At 58.9% G+C, this 23,317-nt stretch carries 24 protein-coding genes, 1 tRNA gene and 1 pseudogene; 12 read left to right on the top strand and 14 right to left on the bottom strand.

Features of this window, described 5'->3' with window-relative positions:
- The first annotated feature begins 34 nt into the window (after positions 1–34).
- Together QSK43_RS03170 and QSK43_RS03165 are read left to right on the top strand one after the other, a co-directional pair.
- Positions 35–119 (top strand) — tRNA-Leu (locus tag QSK43_RS03170).
- Positions 120–670: 551 nt separating this feature from the next.
- Positions 671–1,096 (top strand): PAS domain-containing protein, encoded by a 426-nt coding sequence (locus QSK43_RS03165; RefSeq protein WP_332302283.1) that lies wholly within the window; start codon positions 671–673, stop codon positions 1,094–1,096.
- A gap of 77 nt (positions 1,097–1,173) precedes the next feature.
- Here QSK43_RS03165 and QSK43_RS03160 read toward each other — a convergent pair whose 3' ends face one another.
- Positions 1,174–1,341, bottom strand: coding sequence for a Thivi_2564 family membrane protein (locus QSK43_RS03160; RefSeq protein ID WP_052679662.1), 168 nt, complete (start codon positions 1,339–1,341; stop codon positions 1,174–1,176).
- Positions 1,342–1,452: 111 nt separating this feature from the next.
- On the opposite strand from QSK43_RS03160, the gene QSK43_RS03155 reads away from it, so the two are divergent.
- A complete protein-coding gene (locus QSK43_RS03155) occupies positions 1,453–1,878 on the top strand; it encodes an OsmC family protein (protein ID WP_332302282.1) in 426 nt (141 codons plus the stop codon).
- A gap of 3 nt (positions 1,879–1,881) precedes the next feature.
- Here QSK43_RS03155 and QSK43_RS03150 read toward each other — a convergent pair whose 3' ends face one another.
- The 3 genes from QSK43_RS03150 to QSK43_RS03140 are packed head-to-tail and all read right to left on the bottom strand — an operon-like array spanning position 1,882 to position 4,998.
- Positions 1,882–2,376: a peptide deformylase gene (locus QSK43_RS03150; protein ID WP_332302281.1), complete on the bottom strand. Its 495-nt coding sequence runs from the start codon at positions 2,374–2,376 to the stop codon at positions 1,882–1,884.
- Between the two features lie 19 nt (positions 2,377–2,395).
- A complete protein-coding gene (locus QSK43_RS03145; RefSeq protein WP_332302280.1) occupies positions 2,396–2,698 on the bottom strand; it encodes a hypothetical protein in 303 nt (100 codons plus the stop codon).
- On the bottom strand, positions 2,698–4,998 hold the full coding sequence (locus QSK43_RS03140; protein WP_332302279.1) for an FdhF/YdeP family oxidoreductase: 2,301 nt from the start codon (positions 4,996–4,998) through the stop codon (positions 2,698–2,700). Before QSK43_RS03140 ends, QSK43_RS03145 begins: the two co-directional genes overlap by 1 nt.
- Positions 4,999–5,413: 415 nt before the next feature.
- Here QSK43_RS03140 and mgtE point away from each other — a divergent pair, with 415 nt between their 5' ends.
- Both mgtE and QSK43_RS03130 read left to right on the top strand, forming a co-directional pair.
- Positions 5,414–6,841, top strand: coding sequence for a magnesium transporter (gene mgtE, locus QSK43_RS03135; protein ID WP_045018406.1), 1,428 nt, complete (start codon positions 5,414–5,416; stop codon positions 6,839–6,841).
- 85 nt (positions 6,842–6,926) lie between these two features.
- Positions 6,927–7,313 (top strand): MerR family transcriptional regulator, encoded by a 387-nt coding sequence (locus QSK43_RS03130; RefSeq protein WP_045018408.1) that lies wholly within the window; start codon positions 6,927–6,929, stop codon positions 7,311–7,313.
- A 259-nt stretch (positions 7,314–7,572) separates the two neighbouring features.
- On the opposite strand, the gene QSK43_RS03125 is transcribed toward QSK43_RS03130, so the two are convergent.
- Together QSK43_RS03125 and QSK43_RS03120 are read right to left on the bottom strand one after the other, a co-directional pair.
- Positions 7,573–8,538 (bottom strand): heparan-alpha-glucosaminide N-acetyltransferase, encoded by a 966-nt coding sequence (locus QSK43_RS03125; protein ID WP_332302278.1) that lies wholly within the window; start codon positions 8,536–8,538, stop codon positions 7,573–7,575.
- Between the two features lie 68 nt (positions 8,539–8,606).
- Positions 8,607–9,299, bottom strand: coding sequence for a DUF599 domain-containing protein (locus QSK43_RS03120; protein WP_045018778.1), 693 nt, complete (start codon positions 9,297–9,299; stop codon positions 8,607–8,609).
- A 504-nt stretch (positions 9,300–9,803) separates the two neighbouring features.
- Here QSK43_RS03120 and cobU point away from each other — a divergent pair.
- Positions 9,804–10,325, top strand: coding sequence for a bifunctional adenosylcobinamide kinase/adenosylcobinamide-phosphate guanylyltransferase (gene cobU / locus QSK43_RS03115; protein ID WP_332302277.1), 522 nt, complete (start codon positions 9,804–9,806; stop codon positions 10,323–10,325).
- Positions 10,326–10,385: 60 nt separating this feature from the next.
- On the opposite strand, the gene QSK43_RS03110 is transcribed toward cobU, so the two are convergent.
- Positions 10,386–10,742: a VOC family protein gene (locus tag QSK43_RS03110; RefSeq protein ID WP_332302276.1), complete on the bottom strand. Its 357-nt coding sequence runs from the start codon at positions 10,740–10,742 to the stop codon at positions 10,386–10,388.
- Between the two features lie 11 nt (positions 10,743–10,753).
- On the bottom strand, positions 10,754–11,158 hold the full coding sequence (locus QSK43_RS03105; RefSeq protein WP_332302275.1) for an SRPBCC family protein: 405 nt from the start codon (positions 11,156–11,158) through the stop codon (positions 10,754–10,756).
- A gap of 102 nt (positions 11,159–11,260) precedes the next feature.
- Between QSK43_RS03105 and ccoS the strand changes: the two are divergent.
- Positions 11,261–11,366, top strand: a pseudogene (gene ccoS / locus QSK43_RS03100) (cbb3-type cytochrome oxidase assembly protein CcoS); the annotation flags it as partial.
- Positions 11,367–11,530: 164 nt separating this feature from the next.
- The gene (gndA, locus tag QSK43_RS03095) at positions 11,531–12,961 is read left to right on the top strand and encodes an NADP-dependent phosphogluconate dehydrogenase (protein WP_332302274.1); all 1,431 of its coding nucleotides are present in this window, start codon (positions 11,531–11,533) and stop codon (positions 12,959–12,961) included.
- 68 nt (positions 12,962–13,029) lie between these two features.
- Here the strand turns inward: gndA and QSK43_RS03090 are convergent, their stop codons facing one another.
- From QSK43_RS03090 to QSK43_RS03080, 3 genes are all read right to left on the bottom strand, one after another.
- The gene (locus QSK43_RS03090) at positions 13,030–13,356 is read right to left on the bottom strand and encodes an RcnB family protein (RefSeq protein WP_332302273.1); all 327 of its coding nucleotides are present in this window, start codon (positions 13,354–13,356) and stop codon (positions 13,030–13,032) included.
- Between the two features lie 178 nt (positions 13,357–13,534).
- Positions 13,535–14,566, bottom strand: a complete 1,032-nt coding sequence (gene mgrA, locus QSK43_RS03085; protein WP_332302272.1) for an L-glyceraldehyde 3-phosphate reductase — start codon at positions 14,564–14,566, stop codon at positions 13,535–13,537.
- 125 nt (positions 14,567–14,691) lie between these two features.
- Positions 14,692–17,157 carry a beta-mannosidase gene (locus tag QSK43_RS03080; RefSeq protein ID WP_332302271.1) on the bottom strand — a complete coding sequence of 822 codons (2,466 nt, stop codon included), beginning with the start codon at positions 17,155–17,157 and terminating at the stop codon, positions 14,692–14,694.
- Between the two features lie 490 nt (positions 17,158–17,647).
- On the opposite strand from QSK43_RS03080, the gene QSK43_RS03075 reads away from it, so the two are divergent.
- Entirely contained in the window at positions 17,648–18,700 is a 1,053-nt protein-coding gene (locus QSK43_RS03075; RefSeq protein ID WP_332302270.1) for a LacI family transcriptional regulator, read from the top strand.
- 21 nt (positions 18,701–18,721) lie between these two features.
- Here the strand turns inward: QSK43_RS03075 and znuA are convergent, their stop codons facing one another.
- The gene (gene znuA, locus QSK43_RS03070; protein WP_332302269.1) at positions 18,722–19,720 is read right to left on the bottom strand and encodes a zinc ABC transporter substrate-binding protein ZnuA; all 999 of its coding nucleotides are present in this window, start codon (positions 19,718–19,720) and stop codon (positions 18,722–18,724) included.
- 104 nt (positions 19,721–19,824) lie between these two features.
- Between znuA and znuC the strand changes: the two genes are divergently transcribed.
- Genes znuC through zur form a run of 3 tightly spaced genes read left to right on the top strand, consistent with a single transcriptional unit; the run spans position 19,825 to position 21,945 of the window.
- Complete coding sequence (gene znuC / locus QSK43_RS03065; RefSeq protein ID WP_332302268.1) at positions 19,825–20,733, top strand: zinc ABC transporter ATP-binding protein ZnuC; 909 nt, start codon at positions 19,825–19,827, stop codon at positions 20,731–20,733.
- Positions 20,726–21,544 carry a zinc ABC transporter permease subunit ZnuB gene (znuB, locus tag QSK43_RS03060; protein WP_332302267.1) on the top strand — a complete coding sequence of 273 codons (819 nt, stop codon included), beginning with the start codon at positions 20,726–20,728 and terminating at the stop codon, positions 21,542–21,544. The genes znuC and znuB overlap by 8 nt, the downstream gene beginning before the upstream one ends.
- Positions 21,541–21,945, top strand: coding sequence for a zinc uptake transcriptional repressor Zur (gene zur, locus QSK43_RS03055; protein WP_045018433.1), 405 nt, complete (start codon positions 21,541–21,543; stop codon positions 21,943–21,945). Before znuB ends, zur begins: the two co-directional genes overlap by 4 nt.
- A gap of 24 nt (positions 21,946–21,969) precedes the next feature.
- Here the strand turns inward: zur and QSK43_RS03050 are convergent, their stop codons facing one another.
- Positions 21,970–22,503: a gamma carbonic anhydrase family protein gene (locus tag QSK43_RS03050; protein WP_332302266.1), complete on the bottom strand. Its 534-nt coding sequence runs from the start codon at positions 22,501–22,503 to the stop codon at positions 21,970–21,972.
- Positions 22,504–22,540: 37 nt separating this feature from the next.
- Positions 22,541–23,230 carry a fumarylacetoacetate hydrolase family protein gene (locus QSK43_RS03045; RefSeq protein ID WP_045018438.1) on the bottom strand — a complete coding sequence of 230 codons (690 nt, stop codon included), beginning with the start codon at positions 23,228–23,230 and terminating at the stop codon, positions 22,541–22,543.
- Positions 23,231–23,317: the final 87 nt, after the last annotated feature.

Raw genomic sequence — 23,317 nt, 5'->3', positions numbered from 1 at the left:
ACCCCCGTCGGCGCAAGTCGACGCCTACCACGATGCGGTCGTGGCGGAATTGGTAGACGCGCAGCGTTGAGGTCGCTGTGGGGCAACCCGTGGAAGTTCGAGTCTTCTCGACCGCACCAAAGAAACCCGCTTCGGCGGGTTTTTTCTTTTTGTGCCAATCGCTTGGCGTTGCACTCTCCCACAAAAGTTGAATTTGATGGCGATGAAATCCGCCTCGGGCCGCGTCGACGTGTTTTCGTCTCGGCAGCCCGGGCTTTAAAGTTTCAGGGCGTAGATCTCGCCGCCATTCGGATGAAATCTTCGACGGCTTAGCGTCTCCCCCCACGATTGCCGTCACCGACCCGATAGGGGTCGCCATCCATGACCTGGTCCATCCGCCATTCGGTCCCGCGATAAGGGCTTTGCCACGTCTGGCAGCCGGCGAGAAAAACAGTTGCCGACAACAGTCCAAAAGTAAGAGCGGTTCGCAGCATATTAGCCTCCTTGGAAATTTTAGCGCAAAGCTATGTAGGTGCAAGCGAGCGGCTTTGCGACGTATCCCCGGAATTTATGATCCTTTCGACACCGATATCCGGATTTGGTCGTCGGCAAATTTCGGTGGATATCGATGCACGGTGTAGTGGCGGAGTCGTTACCCCCATAAAACGAGGGGTGGAATATTAGAGGTCTGATGTTAGCGTTTGTCAGGAAAAACTGTCTGGAGGTTTTCGTGCTTGGGGACAAAACGGATTCAGACAATGCGATCGGCTATTATATGTGGAGCATCTCCGACAACAGGCTGATCATGGATGCCGTTACCGCGGAATGTCATGGATTTTCCGTAACGGTCGGATCGCAGGGGGTGACGATCGAGGATATTCTCGAAAGAATCGATATCGAAATGCGCGATCGGGTGGCGCAGGCGATTTTTGAAAGCATCACCACCGGCGTGTTCTTCGATCAGCGTTACAAGGTCAATTTGCCTGATGGTTCCGCGCGCTGGATCGTGGCGAAGGGCAGGGCGATCTTCGATGCCGACAACACGCCGTTTCTCGGCCTCGGCAGCGTTCGGGATATCACCCTTAAAAAAGCCTACCGGTTCGAGCCGCGCCAATAGCGGTCGGGGGCTTGTGAAAATCGCGGATAAAAAGAGGCGGCTTTCGCCGCCTTTATTTTTCGCGCATTGCCGGGACATCAGAAGACGGCAAGGTATTTCAACAGCGAAATAATGCCGATGATGATGACGATCACCTGAGCGATCTGTTTCGCGCCGCCGCCCACGGGCAGTCGTGCGATGAGCCACAAGACAAGCACGATCACCAGGAAGGTGATCAGAATACCGACGAGCGTAGATGTAACCATATGTCCCAGCTCCCTTTTCAATCAATCCTCAACGGTCGTTCACCGTTGCGTGCGTAAAAGCGTGAGGCTAGTTTTGGTTCCATGCGGTGACATCGAGAGGCGGGAGAAGACGTGAAACAGCTCAGGATAAAAAAGCGGCCAACGGGGGCCATTGTTGCGCTTGGGCGTCTTGGACGTCCCGATGTCGTCACGGCGACCGGCGGCGCGCTGACGGTGATGACGGGTGCTTCGGAGCCAGGGTTCAATCCCGTCGATCTTCTCTATTCGTCGCTTGCGGCCTGTCTGGCGCTCAGCGCCCGCATCGCGGCGAGCCGCATGGGCCTGCTCGACGGGTTCGAAAAGGTTACGGTTTACGTCTCCGGCGAAAAGGCCGATGAGGAGCCGTCGCGAATAGTCCGTTTCGATATCCGGATCGAGATCGCCGGGGATTTCGACGAGGCGACCCGCATAGCGATCGCGCATATGGCCGAGGATATCTGCACCGTCAGCAACACGCTGAAGGGCGACGCGGAATTCGTGCTGTCGATTACCGGCTGATCATCACGGCTTTCGGGATTTTTCCCATTTTTTCACCAGCCGGTCGCGTTTGAGCTTCGAGAGGCGTTTCAGCCAAAAGAGACCGTCCAGCTGGTCGATCTCATGCTGGATGCAGATGGCGTGAAATCCCTCGGCGGTTTGGCGATGTTCCATGCCCGACGTATCTTGAAACTTCACCTCGACCTCAGACGGACGCTCCACCTCCTCGGTGAAGCCGGGCATCGAGACGCTGCCCTCCATATGCCGCATGGTTTGTGCGGACAGGCCGAGAATTTCGGGGTTGATATAGGTCAGGACGGTTCCCGGCGTCAGCTCAAGTACGAAAACGCGCTGTTTTACGCCGATATGGGCTGCGGTAATGCCGACGCCGGGGGCGGCGCGCATCGTGTCGATCAGGTCTGTGACCAGCGTTTGCAATTGGTTGTCAAAATCGATCACCGGCGCGCAGATCTCGGAAAGACCGGGATGGGGGTAGGGTAGGATCGGCCTGATTGCCAAGGAAATGCTCCGTTTCGTCTCAAATAGGGGAAGATGACGCGGCGAGCGCCTGTCCTTCCGCCGTCGCCTCCAGAAAGCTGCGCTGGGTGCGGGCATCGCGTTTCGTCACCCGCACGAAGCGGGGCGACAGGATGGTGATTTCGCGCAGAACGAGAGCGTGTGCAAGTCCCAGCCGTTTGGCGATGCTGCGGCTGTCCGTGGCGATATCCAGTTGGATCGCCAGAAGAATGGCCGCCCCCGTGGCCGTCAGCGCCTGCGAGGACCCTTGCACGATTTGCTCCACCGCCGCCATGAAAGAGGCTGCGGATTGCTCCTCAGCCATCAAGGCGCATCCGGGCGCAGGCGGAAGGAGACCAACACCGATTTGGACGTTGGCGTAAAGCTGCCTTCACCATAGCTCGACAGCGGCACCAGCACGTTCAGTTCCGGATAATAACCGCCGACGCTGCCGCGCGGGATATTGTAAGGTACCAACCGGAAGTTTTCCGCGATCCGCTCCACGCCATCGCCATATTCGCCGATGACATCGACGCGCTGGCGGGAAAGGGCGCCGAGCACCTCCATATCCACGGGGTTCATGAAGATGACCTGACGCTCGCCATAGACGCCGCGATAACGGTCATCCATGCCGTAAATCGTGGTGTTGTACTGATCGTGGCTGCGGAATGTCTGCAAAACGAAAAGGTTGTCGCGCGTGAGAGCCTGCTGATGCTCGGTCTGTTCGGGAAGCGGGCCGCTGTAGAAGGTCGCCTTTTTCGTCGGCGTGTTCCATTCCCGTTCGGCGGCCGTATTGCGCAGATGAAAACCGCGCGGCACGCGGACGCGCTCGTTGAAATTGTCGAAACCGGGAATGACCCGCTCGATCATGTCGCGAATGAGGTCGTAGTCATCGGCAAGCGCCTTCCAGTCGACGTGAGCGCTGCCCAGCGTCGCTTCGGCGATACCGGCAATGATGGCGACTTCGGAGCGCAGTTCGTTGGAGGCGGGCGGGTTGATGCCGCCGGAACCGTGCACCATGCTCATGGAATCTTCGACCGTGACGATCTGCGGCCGACCTGCCGAATTGCGGTCGATTTCCGTTCGTCCGAGACAGGGCAGTATGAAAGAGGTTTCGCCCGGCACCAGATGCGAATGGTTGAGTTTGGTCGCGATATTGACCGTCAGTCTCTGTTTTTCGAAAGCCTTGACGATCAGCGGGCTGTCGGGTGTCGCCCGCAGGAAGTTGCCGCCGAGCGCGATGAAGGTCTGCGCCCTGCCGTCCAGCATGGCGGCGATGGCTTCGACGGTGTTGTGGCCGGGCTTGCGCGGCATGGCAACCCCGAGTTCCTTCTCCAGCGCGTCGAGAAATGCTGGCGGTGCTTTCTCGTCAATGCCGACGGTCCGGTCACCCTGTACGTTGGAATGGCCGCGCACCGGGCAAAGACCGGCGCCGGGCCGGCCGATATTGCCGCGCAGCAGCATGAAATTGGCGATCTCGCGAACGATAATGACCGAGTGGCGATGCTGCGTGATGCCCATGGCCCAGGTGGCGATGACGGAACCGGCATTCATGTAGATACCGGCGGCTTCCTCGATTTCCGCGCGGGTCAGGCCGGATTGTTCGAGGATGGTGTCCCAGCCGGTCGCCTCGACGGCGGCGCGATAGGCGTCGAACTCAGTGGCGTGGTCGGCGATGAAGTCGTCATCGATGATGGCGGGCTCTCCCGCCGCCCTTGCGGCATCGTCGGCGGCGAAGATCGCCTTGCTCATGCCGCGCACGGCCGCCATGTCGCCGCCCTGCCTCGGCTGGTAGTAGTTGGTGGCGATCTTGGTGCTGCCGCCGGTCACCATCTCGATCTTGTCCTGCGGATCGGCGAAGCGCTCCAGCCCCTTTTCCCGGATCGGGTTGAAGACGGCGATCTTGGCGCCGCGAAGTGCCGCCCGGCGCAGGTCGCCCAGCATGCGCGGGTGATTGGTGCCGGGGTTTTGCCCGATCACGAAAATCGCATCCGTCTGTTCGAAATCCTCGAGCAGTACCGTGCCCTTGCCGACGCCGATTGACTCCTTGAGGCCGACGCCGCTCGCCTCATGGCACATGTTGGAGCAGTCGGGGAAATTGTTGGTGCCGTAAAGCCGTACCATTAATTGATAGATGAAGGCCGCCTCGTTGGAGGCGCGGCCGGATGTGTAGAACTCCGCACGGTCCGGGCTGTCTAAACCTTTGAGCATCCTGCCGATTTCGGCGAAGGCGGCGTCCCACGACACCGGCAGATATCTGTCGGTCGCCCGGTCGTAACGCATCGGGTGGGTGAGGCGGCCCTGTTTTTCCAGATCGTAGTCAGACCAGCCACGCAGTTCGGAAACGGTGCGGGTGGCGAAAAAATCGGGTGGCACCCGGGCTTCCGTCGCTTCCCACGCCACCGCCTTGACGCCGTTTTCGCAAAACTCGAAGGAAGAACCGTGTTCCGGATCGCCCCAGGCGCAACCCGGGCAGTCGAAGCCATCCGGCTGGTTCGTCTTCAGCAGCGCCCGCGCACCGGAAATCGGCGCGCCGGATTCCATCAGCCGTTTGCCGACGCTCTTAAGCGCGCCCCAGCCGCCTGCGGCGGCGGATGCCTTGCCGATGAAATCCGTCTTGCTCATTGTCGTGATTATCCTGAAATTTACCTGGCCGGCCGCACGGCGGATGCCTTTTCGCGGTGGCCGATCATATATAAAAAAAGCTCTTTCAGAATCGTCTATGGGCGACATATGTCAATCTCTATCTTACCGGTTCCTGCGGCACGGGCATGGGTCTATTCTGGCCTGTCCCTGTCCTTTGCGGGGGAACGGTCGGGGCTTGGGGGACGTTGTACGGATTGAGATGCCGTCTGCCCGAGGCATCAATATGGGGCGCTTTGCTCTGCCATCACGGTCTCGCGAAGGGGCGGCCCATGACATTTTCGTCGCAGTCCCGGGGCTTGTTGTTTTCCGCCTATCCGGTTGTTGACAATATGCTTTTTAACGCCATTCTGCCTGCGCATTCGTGCAGTGCGGCATTTAGACAAGAGGACGCCAGATGACAGACCGTGACGACGATCTTCACGCGCCCGAAGAGTCGAGGCCGACAGAGGCACCCTCCGATATCTACGCCGATGACGGGTCCGTCCGTTCTGATTTTCTGGCGATGGTGGGTGCGGCGATTGCCGACCGAGACCTGCTTTTCCTGCGCAAGAATGTGGCGCGGCTGCATGAGTCTGAACTCGGCGACGTGCTCGAATCCATCATGCCGGAACAGCGCCACGCGCTGGTGCGGCTGCTGGGCGCCGATTTCGACATGACGGCGCTGACCGAGGTGGATGAAGGCATCCGTCTCGATATCGTCGATCAGATGTCGAACGAGCAGATCGCCGCCGGCATCGGCGAGCTGGATTCGGACGACGCTGTCTACATTCTCGAAGATCTCGACGATGAGGATCGCGAGGACATTCTCTCGCAGCTGCCGTTCACCGAACGCGTGCGGCTGATGCGGGCGCTGGATTATCCGGAAAGCTCCGCCGGCCGCCGCATGCAGACGGAATTCGTGGCCGTGCCGCCGTTCTGGACCGTGGGACAGACCATCGATTATCTGCGCGAAGAAGAGGAACTGCCGGATTCCTTCACCCAGATCTTCGTCATCGATCCTACCTTCAAGCTCGTCGGCGCTCTCGATCTCGACAAGGTGCTGCGCGCCAAGCGTCAGGCGAGGATCGAAACGATCATGCACGAGACCAACCACTCCATTCCGGCCGAAATGGACCAGGAAGAAGCGGCGCAGGTTTTTGAGCAATACGACCTTCTGTCCGCCGCCGTCGTCGACAATAACGGCCGGCTGGTCGGCGTCCTCACCATCGATGACGTGGTCGACGTCATTCAGGAAGAAGCCGAGGAGGATTTGCTGCGCCTTGGCGGCGTGGGCGACGAGGAACTGTCGGACAGCATCGTCAGCACCTCGCGTTCGCGTGTACCCTGGCTTGCCGTCAACCTCCTCACCGCTTTTCTGTCTGCCTCCGTCATCAGCCTGTTCGATGCGACGATCCAGCAGATCATCGCGCTGGCGATCCTGATGCCGACCGTCGCCGGCATGGGCGGCAATGCCGGATCGCAGACCATGACCGTGTCCGTGCGGGCGCTGGCCACCAAAAGCCTCGACATTCACAATGCTGCACGCATCATCCGGCGCGAGGCGGGTGTCGGCATTCTGAACGGCATGTTGTTCGGTTGTGCCATCGGCATCGTCGCCGGCGTGTGGTTTCAGGATGTCCATATCGGCGGCATCATCGCCGCCGCCATGTGTCTCAACATGCTGGCGGCAGCGCTGGCAGGCATCCTCATTCCGCTGGTTCTCGACAAGTTCGGCGCGGACCCCGCCGTCTCCTCCGCCGTCTTCGTGACAGCGGTCACGGACATCGTCGGCTTTTTTGCCTTTCTCGGCATCGCCACGTGGTGGTACGGTATTTCAGGATAGGCCCGAACAGGCGAAGTCGGCAGGGAAAATTGACTTTTACGTGAAGGTCAAATAATAATTATCCGGTCATGAATCGGATAGGCCCTTGGACAAGTATTATAGCATAACTGAACTGACACGCGAATTCGGTGTTTCCACCCGCACCTTGCGATTTTACGAGGACGAGGGGCTGATTCACCCTGAGCGTCGCGGGCGTACTCGACTTTTCAGGTCCGCGGACCGGCGTCTCATTCAGGAAATCCTGCGCGGCCGCCGTATCGGTTTCACCATCTCCGAAATCCGCGAGATTATTCACGTCTACAAGGAGCCGCCGGGTGAATCGGGCCAACTCGTGCTGCTGATGAAGAAGGTCGATGAAAAGCGCGCCGATCTCAGGCAAAAGCGCAAGGACATCGAAGAGACGCTGGCTGAACTCGACAATGTCGAAGAGGCATGCCTGACACGCCTTGCCGAAATCGGCGTTGGGACTTGAACCAGGGTTCCCGCCGTTGCACTTGACGTGAGGGCTTTCAGATTGCCGGTATGGAAACCTCTCCTTCGTCATGCCGGGCTTGACCCGGCATTCAGCCACGGCGCGTCTGCGCCGTGAGAAGAGTCTTACGCGATCAAAGACTTGATCGCACTGGACCCCGGATCAGGTCCGGGGTGACGGAAGGTGGGTTTAACCAGGCCCACAATCGCACCCACGCCGCGAGATGATCTCAGCAATGTGAGGCGCTGACGCGCATTACTTACTGCGCCTCAACCGTGCACTGCTGCGCCACATCGCTGACCTTCGTCTGCTGATCGGTGGTGAGCTTACCTTCCATCATGATGTCGAACAGGCTTTCCGCCTGCAGCTTTTCAAGCGTGCAGCCGCAAAAACGCTGGCATAATTCCTGCCCGTTCGCCTGTTCGACGCAGCTTTTTTCACAGCTCGATTTGTAAAGCTCGACCTGATCGACTGGGGGAGGCGGGGCCACGAGCGATACGGCATAGACGAGGCCGATCAGCGCCGGTTGGTGGATGAGGTAAAAGGCGAGGCTGTGGCGGCCGGCACTTGCTATCAGATTGCGGGGGGAACTCGGGTTGCGAAAACGGTCCAGCCAGTCGCGCGGTGTGACGAATTGCGAGACCGCTAGTCCGGCAAGGAATGGCGCCAGCCAGGGCAAGAGCGGCACATAGTCGTTCGAGCGCGGCGGCATGGTGGAGAAACCGACCCATGCCAGCCATTTGCTGTTGAAAAAATCGGACTGGACGTAGTGCGGCAGTGCAAATGCCAGCACCGCGAAGAGCAACGTTACCAGTGCGGGCGCGCGCAGGAACAGCAGCCCGACGAGGCTTGCGGCGGCGATATTGTGCAGGATGCCGAAAAAGATGAAGCTGTCCGGAAAGGCGAAATAGGTGGCGACGGTGATGAGCAATGCCGCGCCGGCCACCATCGCAAAACGCTTGCCGAAGGATGGCCAGTTTATGGTTCTGCCGTGGGCGAGAAACAGGCTGAAGCCGGCCAGAAACAGGAACGAGCTTGCAATGGCGCGCGCATAAAGCTTCCACAGGCCCGTGGTGGCCGTGCCGGGGTCGATATAACCGAAATATTCCAGATTCCACGTAAAGTGGTAGGACGCCATGGCGATGAGCGCCAGCCCCCGCAATGTATCGAGACCGCCTATGCGGCCTTTGCGGCGGGTATCGATTGCAGCTGTATTTGTTTCCATAATTCCCGCTGTTTCAGCTGTCTGAAGCCGTTGTCCATTCAGGGCTTGGCCCGTGAAGTACGGCTATTTCAAGACCCGTCCCTGTCCATGATGGCGCGGCGGGCTTCGGAGAAGAACTGGCGGCGCAACAGCGCCACGGTGATGATGACGGTGCTGGCGATGAAGACATAGGGGCTGATGAACCAGCCGAGATAACCGATCGACAGAAAGATCGTCCGCAGCCCGTCGTTGAAATTCTTAGCAGCGATGATGTTCATCTTTATGACGTTTTCAGCGGCGCGCTCCGCCGCCTCACGATCCGCATTGACGTCATGGACCATGGGGATGGCGCCAAACAGGATCGTGCAATAATTGAACAGGCGATAGGACCAGCCGAACTTGAAAAACGAATAACCGAAAAGGCAGGTGAGCCCCATGACTTTCAGCTCGAAGGCCGTGCGCCCGGCATAATGCACGAAAGGCAGATCGCGAAAGACGGTTTCAACCCGGTCGGTCGCCCCCAGAAGAGCAAAGCAGCCGCCGATGGCGAAGATCGAGGTGGATGCGAAAAAAGCGGTACCGTTCTGCAAACCCGCCATGATCTGGGTATCGATCATCTTCAGGTCGCGTTTGAGGGAGTTGTAAATCCAGTCGCGACGGCGCTCCGCCATGGCCTGATTGAGGCTGGTTCTCGAAAACAGCGGCGTTCCCGTCGTGAGATGCGTATAGGCAGCCCATAACACGATGAAAACGACGATCGATACATAGTCCATGACGGTCAGCACGTCAGGTCACCCTGCTATTTGCGAATCTTCGAAAGCATATTGATTTGAAGGCCATGGCAAGGCAATGGCGGCGGCTCCCATGAGCAAATATTCTCTCGCCGCGTTGCAGCTTCGCCATTCCGCGTTTCCGCTAACCTTCCGGTAACCAAGTGGCTTTATCAATTCCGGCGCGGATGAAAGTCTGCCGGTTCCGGGTCAAGGTTTTGCGTACCGGTTCCGCTTGAATTCTCGCCGATATCGCCGGCCGATTGACAGAATGACCGTTCGCACCTAGCCTTTTGTCAGGACCGGTGTTTCCGGCATTCGGGGTTGCCAAGGCTGTGATATGTCCCGCATCATGCGGACAGGTTTTGTCATCTCCGGCCCGGTATCATCGGCAGTCCGGCATGAGCAACCGGGGAACGCCTTTTTCTACGAATCGTTCCCTTCATGTCCGCCTGTCTCTGGCTTGCGACACCGCAATGATGCCGGTCCGTTTTATCCTTTTCTTTCAGGTTCTCCATGGCAGATAAAAATCGCTCCGTTTTCATTCTAGGCGGTGCGCGCTCCGGCAAGTCCCGTTTTGCCGAGGAACTTGCGGGCAATGCCGGCGGACGCCTGCATTATCTGGCCACCGGCCGGGCATGGGATGACGAGATGCGCGATCGCATCGACCATCATCAGGCGCGCCGCGGCGAGGAATGGACGACGCACGAAGCGCCGGTCGATGTCGTCGCCGTTCTGGATCGGCTCGATGATCCGGAGAACGTCATCCTCATTGACTGCCTGACATTGTGGCTCACCAATCTGATGATGGAAAATGCCGATATGGAGACGGCGTTCGCTGCGCTCGAGGCGGCGATTGTTTCCACGAAGGCGAAACTGATTCTCGTCTCCAACGAGGTCGGTCTCGGTATCGTGCCGGAAAACCGCATGGCGCGGGAATTTCGCGACCATGCCGGCAGGCTGCATCAACGTGTCGCCGCCCTTGCCGGTGAGGTCTATTTCGTCGCCGCTGGATTGTCCCTGAAGATGAAGGGCTGAGGTATCCGCCTCTGGAAATGGGATGGGCCTTTCTCGCGTTGCTCGTGATGCGGCCCTTTTCTATCGATCAGACCAGACAGCCAGCTCGTATCCATCAGGATCGGTAAAATGGAATCGCCGTCCGCCGGGAAACGTAAAAAGTGCGACGCTGATTTGTCCGCCGGCTGCCTCGATGCGGCGCTGCATATCCTCGATATCGGCGGCGTAAAGAATGACGAGCGGTCCGCCCTTGGCAGAGACAGGCGCGGTGGTGGTGAAACCGCCGGTCAGCCGACCATCGGAAAACTCGCAATATTGCGGACCGTAATCTTTGAAAGACCAGCCGAAAGCGCCGCCGTAAAATTCCTTGCTGCGCTCGATGTCGGCAACGTTGAATTCGACATAGTCGATCCGTCTGTCATTCGTGTTCGTAGTCATCGTTTCATCCTTCAATCCGTTTCGAGCAGAGACTTCAGTGTTTCTAGATCAGCCGTGATTGCCCGGGCGTCCTGTTCGAAATCCTCATCCGTCATGTCCTGAAGGCGAAGCAGCGTGAAGCTGATTTCGGCGCCGCTGCCATTCGGTGTTACCCGCAGCGCGTTATAGACCTTGCGGCCATCCGGCAATGTGACGACATGGTCCATGACGCCGAATTCGTTTTCCGGCGCGAAATTGACGCGCACCTCGCCCAGCGGGCCGCCATCGGCGATCCAGTCCTCGCCGTCGGGCTTGAGGCCGCCCGCAAGACCGGCCGCCCAGTGCGGCATGTTTTGCGGATCGGAGATGAAATCATAGACATGGCTCCATGGTTTTTCGACCGACCGATGAATGATTCTCGATTGCATGACAGGCATTTCATCCTCCCTTTGCGGTGCAGGCCTCCTGCTGCGCCACTTTGTCATCGCTTGATGCAAGTCAAGGATATCTCACCGGTGAGATGGGAGAAAGCCCGCACGCTCGGGCTTTTCGCTTTCCTATGGTCGATCAGGGCAATATGAGGGTATGGACGGTGCAGCCTGGCGGGTGCTGGATGATGGCGACGACCGGCCGCGACCGTCGTAAGGAGAGCAGTATAGCCTCCGTTTCGAACTTGCTTCGACCTGCTGCAAATATGCAAAGCTGACTTGCGTCATCAAAATTTAATCGTTTCAGTCGCCCCTAGCCTTGCCGTTTGCGGATTACAGTGCCACAACACGACCACCAAAAAGCAAGATGGAGGCACATCCGTGGAACAGGCAGAAATCGGTTTGATCGGTCTCGGCGTCATGGGCTCGAACCTGGCGTTGAACATCGCGGAAAAGGGCAACAAGATTGCCGTATTCAACCGAACCCCTGAAGCGACGAAAAAATTCTACGCCGAGGCTGGGGAGTTGCAGGGACAGTTGATCCCTTGCGAAACCATCGAAGAATTCGTCGCCGCCATTCGCCCTCCGCGCCCGATCATCATCATGATCAAGGCCGGCGATCCCGTTGACCAGCAGATGGAAATCCTGAAGCCGCATCTGGCGAACGGCGACATCATGATCGACGCCGGCAATGCGAATTTCCGCGATACGATCCGCCGTTTCGACAATCTTAGGGATAGCGGCCTGACCTTCATCGGCATGGGTGTATCCGGCGGTGAAGAAGGTGCGCGTCACGGCCCGTCGATCATGGTCGGCGGCACCGAAGATAGCTGGAAGCGCGTCGAAAAGGTGCTGACCTCCATTTCCGCCAAGTATAATGACGATCCGTGCGTGGCATGGCTCGGCAATGATGGCGCTGGCCATTTCGTCAAGACCATTCATAACGGCATCGAATATGCCGACATGCAGATGATCGCCGAAATCTACGGCATTCTGCGCGACGGCCTGAAGATGAGCGCAGTCGAAATCGCCGACGTGTTCGCCGAATGGAACAAGGGCCGCCTGAACTCCTACCTGATCGAAATCACCGAGAAGGTTCTGCGCGCCGCCGACCCGATCACCGGCAAGCCGATGGTCGATCTGATCCTCGACAAGGCTGGCCAGAAGGGCACCGGCAAGTGGTCGGTTATCGAGGCGCAGAATATGGGCGTCGCCGCGACCGCCATCGAGGCAGCCGTTGCTGCCCGCATCCTGTCGTCGCAGAAGGACGAGCGCGAAGCTGCCGAGAAGATTTTCGGTCTGCCGGCCGTTGCATCGACGCCATCGGACAAAAAAGCCTTCATCGCCGATCTGGAAAGCGCGCTTCTGGCCGCCAAGGTTGGCGCCTATGCGCAGGGCTTTGCTGTCATGTCGGCTGCATCGAAGGAGTTCAACTGGAACCTGCCGATGCCGACCATCGCCCGCATCTGGCGCGCCGGCTGCATCATCCGCTCGGAATTCCTCGATGAGATCACTTCGGCCTTCACCAAGGATCCGCATGTGGCCAACCTCATCGTGACGCCTGCCTTCTCCGGCATCGTCAAGGACACCGACGCAGCCCTGCGCCGTGTTGTTTCCTACGCGGTTCTGTCGGGTCTGCCGGTTTCGGCACTTGCCTCCGCGCTTGGTTACTTCGACGCCTATCGCCGCGCCCGCGGCAGCGCCAACCTCATCCAGGCACAGCGCGACTTCTTCGGCGCGCATGGTTTCGAACGCACCGACGGCGTCGACAAGCCGCACGGCCCATGGGGCAGCGGCGCCGACATCTTTTGATCGGCTGAAACGGTAAACGACAAAAGGCCCGCTTGCGCGGGCCTTTTTCATTTCATCCGTTGATTTTTTTAACGTGCGGCAGAGAGGCCGACGATCAAGCCGGTAACGGCGTTGATGAGCAGGAACTGGTTGTCGACGCGCACCCAGCGCTGGTCGCGGCGCGGCTCGGCAAGACGGTAACGGCGATAGTCGCGGCGATCGACGGAATGACGGCGTTCGCCAGCAGACAGGCGCTGACCGCGATCCCAGCGGTGCTTCTTGACGATGACCTTTTTGGTGGTGATATGGCGCTCGACGGTAGCGCCGCGATGGCGATCGTCGTGACGGCCTTGCGCCTGGGCCATCGGAGCTGCGAGAACGGTGGCGGCCAGAAGAACGGCGATGAACTTTTTCATGAATGTTTCCTCTCGTGTTTCGATAAGGAGAACTTACGAATAAACGAATGAACGGAAACTGAATTTAAAATTACATTTATGTAATGGTTGTTAATGGTTAGGAGCTGAAGTTAATCTTTCGTTTTGAGTTTTCCGAGACCGTCAGACCGCCCGGAATAACCGGGCGGTCGTTTTTGCATCAGACGCGTTCGGCGGACTTTGCCCAGAGGTTGATGTCCGCATCCCTGGCGTAACGATCGATTTCCGAAAGCTCCTCTGTGGAGAAATCGGGATTATCGAGCGCCTTCACGCAATCCTCGACCTGTTCGACACGGCTTGCGCCGATGAGCGCCGAGGTGATGCGGCCGCCGCGAAGCACCCAGGCGATCGCCATCTGCGCCAGCGTCTGGCCACGCCGCTCGGCAATCCGGTTGAGCGCGCGGATGTTCTCGACATTGCGCTCGTTGAGGAAGGCCGGGTTGAGCGACTTGCTCTGCGATGCGCGGCTGCCGTCCGGCACGCCGCCCAGATATTTCGTCGTCAGCATGCCCTGCGCCAGCGGCGAAAAGACGATAGAGCCGATGCCCAGATCTTCCAGCGTATCGACGAGACCATCTTCCTCGATCCAGCGGTTGATCATCGAATAGCTTGGCTGGTGGATGATGCAGGGCGTGCCGAGATCTTTCAGGATCGCGGCGGCCTCGCGGGTGCGTTTCGAATTGTAGGACGAGATGCCGACATAAAGCGCCTTGCCCGAGCGCACGATCTGGTCCAGCGCGCCGCAGGTTTCCTCAAGCGGCGTGTTGGGGTCGAAGCGGTGGGAGTAGAAGATATCGACGTAATCCAGCCCCATGCGCTTCAGGCTCTGGTCGCAGGAGGAGATCAGATATTTGCGGCTGCCCCACTCGCCATAGGGGCCGGGCCACATGTTGTAGCCTGCCTTGGACGAGATGATCATTTCGTCGCGATAACCGGCAAAATCCGTCTTCAGAATTTCGCCAAAGGCGGTTTCGGCGCTGCCGGGCGGCGGGCCGTAATTATTGGCGAGATCGAAATGGGTAATGCCGAGATCGAAGGCCCGGCGGCAAATGGCCTGTTTCGTCTGGTGCGGCGTGTCATTGCCGAAATTGTGCCAGAGCCCGAGCGAGATCGCCGGCAGTTTCAGACCGGTTTTTCCGCAATGATTGTATTTCATGGATGTGTATCGGTTTTCGGCCGGTTGCCAAACCATGGGTCTTCCTCCACTTGCTGATGAATGGTTGCCGGGGAACCCCGCAACCCTTTGAGCCGATGAGGGCAGGCGTCAAGCCGCCCACCTTTCCCAAACGGGATGGTTAAGCCTTTCGCCGCATGGTTTCAATGCGAGGATTGGCAGGTATGAAGATCGAAGACGCGGAACTGCGGCTGTCCGCTGCCTGTCTTCGGCGTGAAAATGATGCGGCGCGTTTCGCCGGCGGCAAGATCGAACAGATTGTCGGAATAACGTCCCGGTTGATCGGTCTCGAGCATGACGAAAAGGGCGAGACCGGCGGCGGTGACATTGATTTCGAACTGGCCGTTTTTCAACGTCTTGACGGAGAACGTCAGTCCGGCTGGCTGAAGCTCCAGCGCCTTGTAGGTATCGCGCACGTGATGGCCTTCGCCCGTCATGCCGTTGGAGGCAATGAAGCTCCACGCAAGGATGGCGCCTTCGGGCAGGCTGTCCATGTCGATTTCGGTCAGTATCGCCGCCTTGTCCGTCGCGCATGTACCATTGGCGGATTTCAGCGGCACGCGATTGCCGTCCATGGTCAGCGCAACGATATTCATGTCGATTTCGACATCCTCCGCCGTGTCGTTGACCATGGAGAAGCTTACCCGGCGTCTATCGTCCGAGGGAATGGCCGAGACCGCGACCGGCTGGAAGAAGCGGCGCGCGGCATAATGCAACGCCTTCCAGCCGCCGCCGTAATCGAGGCTCGACCAGGAGGCGACCGGCCAGGTGTCGTTGAGCTGCCAATAGAGCGTGCCCATGCAATGGGGTTTCAGCGAGCGCCAGTAATCGACAGCGGTGCGGATGGCCAGCGCCTGCTGCACCTGGCTCAGATAGACGAAATTGGCGAAGTCCTTCGGAAAGCGGAAATAGCGGAACATGGTTCCGGCGATCCGTTCGTTGCCGCCGACATTCTTCTGATGCAGCTCGATTACCGGGGAGGCGATGTTCATGTCTTTCTCTTCCGCATAGGTGCGGATGACCGGCATGGATGTATAGGACTGGAAACCGAATTCGGAACAGAAGCGGGGCTTCACCGCGCGGTAATTATCGAATGATTTGTTTTCATGCCAGACGGACCAGTAATGCATGTCGCCGGAACCATCCGCATGCCAGGCGTCGCCATAATCGAGATAGCCTGAAGCCGGGCTGGAAGGCCACCAGAGCGCTTCGGGAGCGGCTTTTTTCAGGGTCTTTTCGATGGTGCGGTTCAGGCGGTCGTAAGCCACGAGATAGCGGTCGCGGTTGTTGCGGGACTCGTCAAACCAGGTGAGCGCGCCCACCAGCTCGTTGTCGCCGCACCAGAGCGCGATCGACGGGTGCGAAGACAGGCGTTTTACCTGGTAATCGACCTCGTGTTCGACATTGTCCAGAAAGTCCTCGCTGCAGGGGTACAGGTTGCAGGCGAACATGAAATCCTGCCAGACCAGAAGGCCCAGACGGTCACAGAGATCGTAGAACCAGTCCTCTTCGTAAAAGCCGCCGCCCCAGACGCGGATCATGTTCATGTTCGCCTCGACCGCCGAGCACAGGAGGTCTTCGGTCTTTTCCCGGCTCGTCAGCGAATAGAGCGCATCTGATGGAATCCAGTTCGCACCACGGCAGAAGATTTCCCGGCCATTGACCCGGAAAGCAAAGCGGCTGCCTGCCTCATCCTTGTCCGTCAGAAGCTCGATGGTCCTGAAACCGATCTTGCGGGTGACGGTTTCATCCGGCAGTTCGACCGTCAGCGTGTAGAGTGTCTGTTCGCCGCTGCCCGCCGGCCACCAGAGCGCGGGGTTTTCCACGAAGAAGACGTGGCGCACCACCGTCTCGCCCGCACCGACGCCGCAATCCAGCCGCAGCCTTTCATCGTTGAGAGACAGATAGACCGGCAGGCTCGCCGGGCCTTCGGCAAACAGTGTGACGGCCACATGCAGCTCGACCCCACCCTCGATATGGTGCTGAGAGGTGACGACATGTTCGATGCGGGCCGTATCGAGGCGCTTCAGCAGGATTTTCCCGTAGAGGCCGAGCGGTGCAATCGCGATGTTCCAGTCCCAGCCGAAATGGCATTGCGGCTTGCGCAGCATGTTGCCGTTGGCAATCGGCGAGTTGCCCTCGTGATAGGGAATGTAAAAAGGTTGCCGTGCCTGACGTTCCGCACCGGCGGCAACATTGGAATGGAAATGGATGCGAATGGTGTTTTCACCGGGCCGCAGGGCGCGCGAAACATCTGGACGGTAACGGCGGAAGCAATTGTCGGAGCTTAGGACCGGCACGTCGTTGACGAAGACGATGGCGACGGTATCGAGGTAATCGATATCGAGATACCAGCTGGCATCGGCGTCATCGAGAACGAAAGTCCGCTCGATGATCCAGTCCCGCTGTGCAACCCATTGCACCGCATTTTCATTGGCGCCGTGGTAGGGGTCAGGGATGATGCCCCCATTTTTGAGCGCGCTATGAATATCGCCCGGCACAGGAAGCTCGGTAGCATGGTCTCCTTCAGCCGATGTCAGGCGCCAGAGCCCGGCCAGATCGATGACGGTTTCGGGCGAGGAGGAAGAAATCATGATCGGACCCTGCATATACGAATTCAAAGTGGATGAGCCGGCATTGTGATGCAGGCTTGTGTCAGAATCTGGGGAAGACGGATGGCCGCAAACCGGCTGCGGCCCGGTTCGTTCGGCTGTGTTATCTCTCCCTCCGGCAACGTTACCGTAAAACTTCCATTTCGTCATGCCTTCGGGATGAAACTTCCAGCGCAAAAGATGCTGGTCGGTACGATCCAGAAAACATGAGATTGATAGATCTGAATTATTCTAAAATTTATAGATAAATATCAATTATATATTGTTGTTTTTTAATCTCAATTATATGCGCCTGAAGCGAGCTTTTCATACGTCGCCTGATCTGGATACAGGGTCCAATCGCAGGGGATATTTTTCCCGACCTATATCGTTATAGCGAAAATCTCCCACAACCGGATTGATCCCTGCGGCTGACGGCGACGTTCGCCTTTGCAAGAGCGTAAAAAGCTATCTATGATTATCGTTCGGTAAAGCGTGGCGAAATGACATGAACGATACTGGTAAATCCGGCGGGGGCGAAACACCCGCAACGACGGGCGCACGTCCCACCCTGAAGACCATCGCCTATATGACGGGACTTGGCATCACCACCGTGTCGCGCGCGCTGAAGGATGCGCCTGACATCGGTGCGGAAACCAAGGAACGCGTGCGGCTTATCGCCCGGCAGATCGGCTACCAGCCGAACCGCGCCGGGGTGCGCCTTCGCACCGGCAAGACCAACGTGATCGCGCTGGTGCTGAGTGTTGATGAAGAATTGATGGGCTTCACCAGCCAGATGGTGTTCGGCATCACCGAGGTCCTGTCTGCGACGCAATATCACCTGGTCGTCACCCCTCACACCCATGCCAAGGATTCCATGGTGCCGATCCGCTACATTCTCGAGACCGGCTCGGCGGATGGCATCATCATCTCCAAGATCGAGCCGAACGATCCGCGTGTCCGCTTCATGACAGAGCGCAACATGCCCTTCGTCACCCATGGGCGCTCGGATATGGGTATCGAACATGCCTATCATGATTTCGACAACGAGGCTTACGCCTATGAGGCCGTCGCGCGGCTGGCTCAGCGCGGGCGAAAGAGGATCGCCGTCATCGTGCCGCCATCGCGGTTTTCGTTCCACGACCATGCCCGCAGGGGATTCAACCGGGGGATCAGGGATTTCGGCGTTTCGGAATTCCCGCTGGATGCCGTCACCATCGAGACGCCGCTCGACAGGATACGCGATTTTGGCCAGCGATTGATGCAGTCGAGCGATCGTCCCGATGGAGTGGTCTCGATCAGCGGCAGCAGCACGATTGCGCTTGTCGCGGGTTTCGAGGCCGCGGGTGTGAGGATCGGCGAGGATATCGACGTCGTTTCAAAACAATCCGCGGAGTTCCTGAACTGGATTCAGCCGCAAATCCACACCGTCAACGAGGATATCAAGCTTGCGGGCAGGGAGCTTGCCAAGGCTCTTTTGGCGCGCATCAATGGCGCGCCGCCGGAAACGCTGCAAAGCATCAGCCGGCCGGTCTGGTCCTCGATGGCGCCGAAACCGTGAGAGAAGTATCGCCTTTCCCGGTCAGGAGAGGCAATTCTTCAGCGAACCGGCAATGCCGCGCATCAGCTGGAAATAAAGATCGGGGCCGGGTTCAAGCGTTGCCGCCTCGGGATCGAGCGTCGCCGATTTCGCCGCCGTGCCTTCGGTGATGACCGAGACCAGTTTTGGCTCGAATTGCGGTTCGGCAAAAACGCAGGTCGCGCCCAGCTGGCGAACCTTTTCCTGTATCTGGCTGACGCGATCAGCACCGGGCAGGGTTTCGGGACTGACGGTGATCGATCCCGCCGTTTTCACGCCATACCGATGCTCGAAATATTGATAGGCGTCGTGGAAGACGATGAAGGGTTTGTCCTTTACCGGCCTCACGGTTTCCGCCAGCTCCGCGTCGAGCGCATCGATATCGTCGATCAGTTTCTTCGTATTGGCCAGGTAGGTTGCGGCATTGCCGGCGTCGGCCGCAATCAATGCGGTTTCGATCTCCTGGGCCATGGCCTTGGCATTGGCCGGATCGAGCCAGAGATGGGTGTCGTATGCACCATGTTCATGGTCGCCGTCATCGTTTTTGTGGTCGTCGCCATGATCGTGCCCATGACCAGATGCGTCATCCGTGTGGCCGGCATGCTCCCCATGGCCTTCGTCGTCATCGTCATGCGCCTCGAAAGCACCGCCTTCGCGGAAAGGAAGCTTCTCCAGCCCCTTGGCATCTTCCAGTTCTACAACCGTTGCCTTGCTGGCAAGCGCCTCCAGCGGCTTTTGCAGGAAAGCTTCCAGCCCCGGCCCGACCCAGAAGACCAGGTCGGCCTTTTCCAGCGTGCGCGCATTGGAGGGCCTGAGATTATAGGTATGCGGGGAGGCCGCGCCATCGACGATGAGTTTCGGTTCGCCAACGCCGCGCATGATCGCAGCGACAAGGGAATGGACAGGCTTGATCGAGACCACGACATTGGGCGCGGCCGTGGCGCCGGAGGCGGCCGCCGCTATTGCTGCCGATGCCATAAGCGGGATCACGAACGATCGCATGAAATGCACTCCACTTGAAGAAGTATAGTTATGTTATTACATTTATTGCGTAACTCTATAACGTATGCGATAGCGGTAAGCAACATCGCCGATCGGACAATCCCATGCTTCATTCCGCCCACAAGGGCAACGAGATACTGGTCTCCCTTTCCAATGCAGGCGTGCGTCGCAATGGCCGCTGGCTGGTGCGTGGCGTGGAGTTTTCCGTCAGCAAAGGCGAGATCGTCACGCTGATCGGGCCGAATGGTTCGGGCAAATCCACCAGTGCGAAAATGGCGATCGGCGTCTTGAAACCGAATGAAGGCGAGGTGTCGCGCATTGCCGGTCTGAGGGTCGGTTATGTGCCGCAGAAGCTTTCCGTCGACTGGACCATGCCGCTTTCGGTGCGCCGGCTGATGACGCTGACCGGGCCGTTGCCCGCGCGCGAGATCGATGCGGCGTTGAATGCGACGGGCATTGCGCATCTGGCTGGTGCGGAGGTGCAGCATCTTTCCGGCGGTGAGTTCCAGCGCGCGCTTCTTGCCCGCGCCATTGCGCGCAAGCCCGATCTGCTGGTTCTCGACGAGCCCGTGCAGGGCGTTGATTTTTCCGGTGAGATCGCGCTTTATGATTTGATAAAAAATATCAGGAATTCAAACAATTGCGGAATTCTGTTAATCTCGCATGACCTGCATGTGGTAATGGCGGAAACCGATACCGTGATATGCCTGAATGGCCATGTCTGCTGCCGGGGAACGCCGCAGGCGGTAAGCCAGAGCCCGGAATATATGCGGCTTTTCGGCGGTTCGGCGGCCAAGGGCCTTGCCGTTTACAGCCACCATCATGACCACACCCATCTGCCCGATGGCCGGGTGCAGCACGCGGACGGTTCGGTGACCGAACATTGTCACCCCGATGACGGTCATCATCATGCGCATGACCACGATCATGACGACCATGGCGAATGCGGTTGCGGCCATGAGCATGACGGCCATGCCACCTCCAACCACGGGCAGGGAGAGCGGCATGTTTGAGGATTTCTTCGTCCGCGCCATGGTCGCCGGCATCGGCGTCGCGCTCACCGCCGGGCCGCTCGGCTGTTTTGTCGTCTGGCGGCGCATGGCCTATTTCGGCGATACGATGGCCCATTCGGCGCTGCTCGGCGTCGCGCTGTCGCTGCTGTTGCAGATCAACCTCATCATCAGCGTCTTTCTGGTGGCCTCCGCGGTTTCGATCCTGCTGATTTTCCTGCAGCGGCGGCAGGCGCTTTCCGCCGATGCGCTTCTCGGCATACTCTCCCATTCGGCGCTGGCGATCGGTCTCGTCATCGTTGCCTTCATGAGCTGGGTTCGCATCGATCTCGTATCGTTCCTGTTCGGCGATATTCTGGCCGTCACCCGCAGCGATATCGCGCTGATCTGGGGCGGCGGGCTGGTGGTGCTGGTCTCCATGGTGTTCCTATGGCGGTCTCTGCTCGCCTCCACCGTCAATAACGAGCTGGCCGAGGCCGAGGGGCTGAACCCGGAACGTTCCAAGCTCATCTTCACGCTGTTGATGGCGCTGGTCATCGCCATTGCCATGAAGGTGGTCGGCATCATGCTGATCACCTCGCTGCTCATCATACCGGCTGCAACCGCCAGACGGTTTTCCGCCACGCCCGAGGTGATGGCGGTGGTTGCCTCGCTGATCGGCGCGGTTGCCGTCGTCGGTGGCCTGTTCGGCTCGCTGACCTACGATACGCCGTCCGGGCCGTCCATCGTGGTTGCCGCCGTGATCCTGTTCGTTATAAGCCTGTTGCCGGCGCCGGGTTTTTCCCGCTCCGCGGATGAAGGAGGCAAGTCATGAATGCGCAGAACCTTACCAAAAACCAGTCGCTGGTCATGAATGCCCTGTCGAATGCGCATGCGCCGCTCAGCGCCTATGTGATCCTCGACAAGCTGCGCGATGACGGTTTTCGCGCACCGCTGCAAGTCTACCGGGCGCTGGAAAAGCTGGTGGAATACGGCCTCGTGCACCGGCTTGAGAGCCTCAACGCCTTTGTTGCCTGCACCCATACGCAGGCCGAGTGCTGTTCACATCACCATGGAACGGTGGCCTTTGCCATTTGCGAATCCTGCGGGCAGGTGAACGAGTTCCACGATCACGAGATCGACCACCGCCTTGAGCGCTGGGTCAAGGACAGCAAGTTCAAGGCGGAAAAGACCACCATCGAAATTCGCGGTCTCTGCGCCGCCTGCGCGGCATAGGCACCCCTTTTAAGAAGACCGGCGTCATCCTTCGATGATCGCCAGAGCCTTTGAAAAACGCTTCCAGTTCTCGATGTATTTTTCCGCCGAGCGGCGAAGGCCGGCGACGGCCTCGTCATCCAGTGTTCTGATGGCTCGTGCAGGTGATCCGACGATCAGGGAATTGTCGGGAAACTCCTTGCCCTCAGTCACCAGCGCATTGGCGCCGACAAGGCAGTTGCGGCCGATCTTCGCGCCATTCAGGATCGTTGCGCCCATACCGACCAGCGAATTGTCGCCGATGGTGCAGCCATGCACGATGGCGTGGTGGCCGATGGTGCACATTTCACCGATGACAGCGGCAAAACCGGGATCGCTATGCACCATCGCGCCTTCCTGAATGTTGGTACCACGCCCGACGCTGATCGGTTCATTATCGCCGCGCAGCGTCGCGCCGAACCAGATGCCGACATCCTCACTGAGCGTCACCGAGCCGATGACATTGGCATCGGGCGCCACCCAGTAGCGACCCGGCGCAGGGGTTTGCGGCACCCGGTCGGCAAGGCGATAAAGCGGCATGGCGGTTTTCCTCCCTCTGGATTTTCGCTGATCGCGGTCAGGCGACCGTGACGGACAAGGTGCCGACACCCTCGACGCCGCATTCGATCCGGTCACCGCGCAGGATGGGGCCGACGCCCGCCGGCGTGCCGGTCATGATGACGTCGCCTGCGGCGAGCGTGAAGAGTTTCGAAAGTTCGGCAATCACTTCCGGCACCTTCCAGATCATCTGGGCGAGATCGCCGGTCTGCTTGCGCTCGCCATTGACATCGAGCCAGATCGCTCCGGCGGCAGGGTGGCCGATCTTGTCTGCGGGAATGATGGCGGAAACCGGCGCGGAATATTCGAATGCTTTCGCGCCCTCCCAGGAACGGCCCATCTTCTTCAGACCGTCCTGAAGGTCGCGGCGTGTCATGTCGATGCCGACGGCGTAACCCCAGACATGGTTCAGCGCTTCACTTGCCGGAATATCCGCACCGCCGCTTTGGAGAACCACGACACATTCGACTTCGTAATGCACGTTCGACGACAGCGGCGGGTAGGGGAAGTCGTGACCTGCGGGCAGCAGATTGTCCGCGTTTTTCTGGAAATAAAACGGCGGCTCGCGCGAGGGGTCGTGGCCCATCTCGATGGCGTGATCGGCATAATTGCGGCCGACGCAATAGACCCGCCGCACGGGGAACATCGCATCCGTGCCTTCCACGGGCAGAAGAACGGGTTTCGGGGCGGGAATGACGGTGGCGGCCATGGGATTTCCTGTCGTCTTTTTTAGAGCTGCAAGTCTTGTCCCGCGATTCCGGGGCGATTTCCAGTTCAAAATGGCCGAGATCGCAAA

It is taken from the genome of Rhizobium sp. GR12, from assembly GCF_036596185.1.
GTDB lineage: Bacteria > Pseudomonadota > Alphaproteobacteria > Rhizobiales > Rhizobiaceae > Agrobacterium > Agrobacterium nepotum.
Note: the sequence above shows the minus strand (reverse complement) of the source record. Positions and strands in the feature narration are given on the sequence as shown.

Coding starts and splice junctions, on each gene's coding strand:
- QSK43_RS03165 (WP_332302283.1), top strand. CDS start 671: ATGTTAGCGTTTGTCAGGAAAAACTGTCTGGAGGTTTTCGTGCTTGGG.
- QSK43_RS03160 (WP_052679662.1), bottom strand. CDS start 1,341: ATGGTTACATCTACGCTCGTCGGTATTCTGATCACCTTCCTGGTGATC.
- QSK43_RS03105 (WP_332302275.1), bottom strand. CDS start 11,158: ATGCCTGTCATGCAATCGAGAATCATTCATCGGTCGGTCGAAAAACCA.
- zur (WP_045018433.1), top strand. CDS start 21,541: ATGAATGCGCAGAACCTTACCAAAAACCAGTCGCTGGTCATGAATGCC.
- znuC (WP_332302268.1), top strand. CDS start 19,825: ATGCTTCATTCCGCCCACAAGGGCAACGAGATACTGGTCTCCCTTTCC.
- QSK43_RS03080 (WP_332302271.1), bottom strand. CDS start 17,157: ATGCAGGGTCCGATCATGATTTCTTCCTCCTCGCCCGAAACCGTCATC.
- QSK43_RS03045 (WP_045018438.1), bottom strand. CDS start 23,230: ATGGCCGCCACCGTCATTCCCGCCCCGAAACCCGTTCTTCTGCCCGTG.
- QSK43_RS03140 (WP_332302279.1), bottom strand. CDS start 4,998: ATGAGCAAGACGGATTTCATCGGCAAGGCATCCGCCGCCGCAGGCGGC.
- QSK43_RS03050 (WP_332302266.1), bottom strand. CDS start 22,503: ATGCCGCTTTATCGCCTTGCCGACCGGGTGCCGCAAACCCCTGCGCCG.
- cobU (WP_332302277.1), top strand. CDS start 9,804: ATGGCAGATAAAAATCGCTCCGTTTTCATTCTAGGCGGTGCGCGCTCC.
- mgtE (WP_045018406.1), top strand. CDS start 5,414: ATGACAGACCGTGACGACGATCTTCACGCGCCCGAAGAGTCGAGGCCG.
- znuB (WP_332302267.1), top strand. CDS start 20,726: ATGTTTGAGGATTTCTTCGTCCGCGCCATGGTCGCCGGCATCGGCGTC.
- QSK43_RS03110 (WP_332302276.1), bottom strand. CDS start 10,742: ATGACTACGAACACGAATGACAGACGGATCGACTATGTCGAATTCAAC.
- mgrA (WP_332302272.1), bottom strand. CDS start 14,566: ATGGTTTGGCAACCGGCCGAAAACCGATACACATCCATGAAATACAAT.
- QSK43_RS03075 (WP_332302270.1), top strand. CDS start 17,648: ATGAACGATACTGGTAAATCCGGCGGGGGCGAAACACCCGCAACGACG.
- QSK43_RS03090 (WP_332302273.1), bottom strand. CDS start 13,356: ATGAAAAAGTTCATCGCCGTTCTTCTGGCCGCCACCGTTCTCGCAGCT.
- znuA (WP_332302269.1), bottom strand. CDS start 19,720: ATGCGATCGTTCGTGATCCCGCTTATGGCATCGGCAGCAATAGCGGCG.
- QSK43_RS03145 (WP_332302280.1), bottom strand. CDS start 2,698: ATGGCTGAGGAGCAATCCGCAGCCTCTTTCATGGCGGCGGTGGAGCAA.
- QSK43_RS03125 (WP_332302278.1), bottom strand. CDS start 8,538: ATGGAAACAAATACAGCTGCAATCGATACCCGCCGCAAAGGCCGCATA.